This is a genomic window from Flavobacterium branchiicola (genome assembly GCF_018383905.1).
Lineage (GTDB): Bacteria > Bacteroidota > Bacteroidia > Flavobacteriales > Flavobacteriaceae > Flavobacterium > Flavobacterium branchiicola.
The window spans coordinates 125744-130547 of sequence record NZ_JAGYWA010000011.1 but is presented as its reverse complement, the minus strand read 5'-3'; the positions used below and the strand labels follow the sequence as shown (position 1 = coordinate 130547).

Sequence of the window (4804 nt, the reverse complement as noted above, 5' to 3'; positions counted from 1 at the left end):
TAGCATCTGTATAAGAGAACTCATTTTTAGTTCCGTCATAGCTTACGTTTCCTGCTGTATTGTTTACGATATTCTCGATAATCTGTTTTACCTCAGTATTGTTTGCAATTGTTGAGAAGTTGCTTGTTACATCTCCAACCACATTGATTTTAACCTCAGTACCTTTCTCGTTTGTATACGTGTAAGATCCGTCGTTGTTGTTAGAAAGCGTAGTAACCGTTTCGCTTAACTTAACAAGATCGCTGATGTTGATCACTTTTGAAGCGCCTGTAGCATCTGTATAAGAGAACTCATTTTTAGTTCCGTCATAGCTTACGTTTCCTGCTGTATTGTTTACGATATTCTCGATAATCTGTTTTACAGTAGTATTGTTTGCAATCGTTGAGAAGTTGCTTGTCACATCTCCAACAACATTGATTTTAACTTCAGTACCTGCTTCATTTGTATACGTGTAAGAACCGTCGTTGTTATTACTTAATGTAGTAACAGTTTCGTTGTTCTTAACCATATCATTGATGTTGATCACCTTCGTTGCACCGCTTTGGTCTAAATAAGTAAACTCATTTTTAGTGCTGTCATAGCTTACGTTTCCTGCCGTATTGTTTACGATATTCTCGATAATCTCTTTTACAGTAGTATTGTTTGCAATTGTTGAGAAGTTGCTTGTTACATCTCCAACCACATTGATTTTAACCTCAGTACCTGCTTCATTTGTATACGTGTAAGAACCGTCATTGTTATTACTTAATGTAGTAACAGTTTCGTTGTTCTTAACCATATCATTAATGTTGATCACTTTCGTTGCACCGCTTTGGTCTAAATATGTAAACTCATTTTTAGTGCTGTCATAGCTTACGTTTCCTGCTGTATTGTTTACGATATTCTCGATAATCTCTTTTACAGTAGTATTGTTTGCAATTGTTGAGAAGTTGCTTGTTACATCTCCCACTACATTGATTTTAACCTCAGTACCTGCTTCATTTGTATACGTGTAAGAACCGTCATTGTTATTACTTAATGTAGTAACAGTTTCGTTGTTCTTAACCATATCATTGATATTGATCACCTTCGTTGCACCGCTTTGGTCTAAATATGTAAACTCATTTTTAGTGCTGTCATAGCTTACGTTTCCTGCCGTATTGTTTACGATATTCTCAATAATCTGTTTTACCTCTGTAGTGTTGGCAATCGTTGAGAAGTTGCTTGTTACATCTCCAACCACATTGATTTTAACCTCAGTACCTGCTTCATTTGTATACGTGTAAGAACCGTCATTGTTATTACTTAATGTAGTAACAGTTTCGTTGTTCTTAACCATATCATTGATGTTGATCACCTTCGTTGCACCGCTTTGGTCTAAATAAGTAAACTCATTTTTAGTGCTGTCATAGCTTACGTTTCCTGCTGTATTGTTTACGATATTCTCGATAATCTCTTTTACAGTAGTATTGTTTGCAATTGTTGAGAAGTTGCTTGTTACATCTCCCACTACATTGATTTTAACCTCAGTACCTGCTTCATTTGTATACGTGTAAGAACCGTCATTGTTATTACTTAATGTAGTAACAGTTTCGTTGTTCTTAACCATATCATTGATATTGATCACCTTCGTTGCACCGCTTTGGTCTAAATATGTAAACTCATTTTTAGTGCTGTCATAGCTTACGTTTCCTGCCGTATTGTTTACGATATTCTCGATAATCTCTTTTACAGTAGTATTGTTTGCAATCGTTGAGAAGTTACTTGTTACATCTCCAATTACGTTGATGGTAACTTTCTCTCCTGCCTCATTTGAATAGGTGTAAGTTCCGTCGTTGTTATTACTTAATGTAGTAACAGTTTCGCTTAACTTAACAAGTTCATTAATATTGACTACCTGAGTTTTACCGCTTTCGTCAATATAAGTAAACTCTTTTTTACTATTATCGTAACTTACATTACCAGAAGTATTGTTTACAATATTCTCAATAATCTCTTTTACATTAGTATTGTTGGCAATCGTTGAGAAATTACTTGTTACATCTCCAACTACGTTAATTGTAACGGCAGTATCTTTCTCATTTATGTACGTATAAGTACCATTTTTGTTATCAGTAAGCGTTGTTACTGTTTCAAGATCTTTAATGGTGATTACATGACTATTACCTGAATCATCGATATAAGTAAATTCTTGTGTAGTTGGATTATAAATAACTGTTCCTGAACCTGAAGTTTCAGTCGAAAGAGCTAATCTATTCCATCTATTGTCATACCAATAGTAGTACCCAGGTTTAATGTCTGCCACAAGCTCTGTGTTAAAAACCATTAAACTGTTTTCATAACCAGCGCTGCCATTTACAACGGTGGTTTTGTCTGTTGAATTTTTCAACTTTACTCTTGGAATTAAAATACCTTTATCTGCCGCAAAAACTTCTAATTGCGTAGACGGATTTGGATCCAACTTCCCTACTCCAACCTGTGAGTAGGCGGAAAAAGCACCTAAAACAAAAAATAAAGGAAGTAATCTATTCTTCATAATATTTTATTATTAATTATTTAGTTATTTTTTAAGAATAAATAAATTTTGTTTTCAACAACTTAAGCTTTCATATTGACTAATAATCAACACATTAAACCTCTTTTTAAACAACTTAATTATCCTTAACTTGATGGTGCAAAGTTCCCCCTGATATACTTTTTTTTTTGCCCTCAAAAGTTTTTAAACTAATAATTTAGGGCATAGTTTTTTATCGTTCATCTCAGCCCCTTTGTTTATTGGGGTTTTACAAAACTGAGCGCAGCAAAAACAAACCTGATTTTCAATTAACAGCCTATTGATCAAAATTTGCGGAGAAACAAAATAAACTACTAAAACACAACGTTTTAATAAAATTTATTTTTAAAAACACTACTAAAACCGGCCTTTGCAGATCTTTAGTCGTGTAATTTTTAGAAGCCACTCCCTTATCAATATGTCTTATTAACTGATCAGGCGTATTATTTTAAAAATTAGTAAAAACAAAAAAAGAGGGAGAAAACCCCCTCTTTAAAAACCTTAACTATATCATTTTAATTCCTCTATTGTCTTGACTAATAAAATATTCAATACAATATTTTCATCTACTATATAATTATATATTAACCTTTCATTTTTATAATGATGAAATTACATACCAGTTTGTTCCATCAGATTGTAACGTAACCTTCAAGAATCCTCCTGTTGCTGTATAAATTGGTGAATACAATTCGCTTTTACTAACAGCGTCAGAATAAACCACAGGAACATTAAACTTTACAATTATCTCGGTACTACCACTTGTCATTACATTTAATTGGTTAACTACCAACAGCCTACCCGTACTAGCTGCAGCACTAGGCAATGTAATTGTAATACTACCTGTAAGTTTAGTTGCAATGATTGTATAATCTGAATCTACAACTGTATAATCTGCGCTAATTTTCTTAATACCCATTACATTAGAAGGTTGTACGTCTCTCCATTCTACTTTTCTAGTAGTATTATCAGTATCCAAAACAGTTGTCAATATTTGACCCGTTTTAGTAGCCGGAACCATCTTAATACTTGATGCTGCCAATACCGCATTTGTACCATTAAGAACCTCTAATACAGTAGGCTGTGCCGAAGTAAGATTCGCTTTAGTAATAAGACCACTAATATCAATCACTTTTGTTACACCATTAGCATCTATATAAGAGAACTGATTTGTTGTTCCATTATAACTTACATTACCTCCAGTCGCTTTAACAATATTCTCGATAATCTGTTTTACCTCCGTATTATTAGCAATTGCTGAGAAGTTACTTGTCACGTCTCCAACCACATTGATTGTAACAGCAATATCTTTCTCGTTTGTATACGTGTAAGTTCCGTTATTGTTATTACTAAGTGTAGTAACAGTTTCGCTGTTCTTAACCATATCATTAATGTTGATCACCTTCGTTGCACCGCTTTGGTCTAAATATGTAAACTCTTTATTAGTGCTGTCATAACTTACGTTTCCTGCCGTATTGTTTACGATATTCTCAATAATCTGTTTTACCTCAGTATTGTTTGCAATCGTTGAGAAGTTGCTTGTCACATCTCCTACTACATTGATTTTAACCTCAGTACCCGCTTCATTTGTATACGTGTAAGAACCGTCATTGTTATTACTAAGCGTAGTAACAGTTTCGTTGTTCTTAACCATATCATTAATGTTGATCACCTTCGTTGCACCACTTTGGTCTAAATAAGTAAACTCTTTTTTAGAGTCATCATAGCTTACGTTTCCTGCCGTATTGTTTACGATATTCTCAATAATCTGTTTTACCTCAGTATTGTTTGCAATTGTTGAGAAGTTGCTTGTCACATCTCCTACTACATTAATCTTAACTTCAACACCTGCTTCGTTTGTATACGTGTAAGAACCGTCATTGTTATTACTTAATGTAGTAACAGTTTCGTTGTTCTTGACAATGTCAGTAATGTTAATCACTTTCATTAAACCGTATTGATCTACATAAGTGAATTCGTTTTTAGTCTCGTCATAGCTTACGTTTCCAGCCGTATTGTTTACGATATTCTCGATAATCTCTTTTACAGTAGTATTGTTTGCAATCGTTGAGAAGTTGCTTGTCACATCTCCAACCACATTGATCGTAACAGGAATGCCTTCCTCGTTTGTATAGGTGTAAGTTCCGTCATTGTTATTACTAAGCGTAGTAACAGTTTCGTTGTTCTTAACCATATCATTGATGTTGATCACCTTCGTTGCACCGCTTTGGTCTAAATAAGTAAACTCATTTTTAGTGCTGTCGTAGCTTA

Annotated in this window: 2 protein-coding genes; both read right to left on the bottom strand. The window is 33.9% G+C overall.

The features are described from left to right. Positions 1-2515: beta strand repeat-containing protein (locus tag KHA98_RS21765; RefSeq protein ID WP_213260097.1), on the bottom strand; the 2515-nt coding region annotated here is incomplete at its 3' end. A gap of 616 nt (positions 2516-3131) precedes the next feature. Then, on the bottom strand, positions 3132-4804 hold a 1673-nt coding region (locus KHA98_RS21760; RefSeq protein WP_213260096.1), incomplete at its 5' end, for an autotransporter outer membrane beta-barrel domain-containing protein.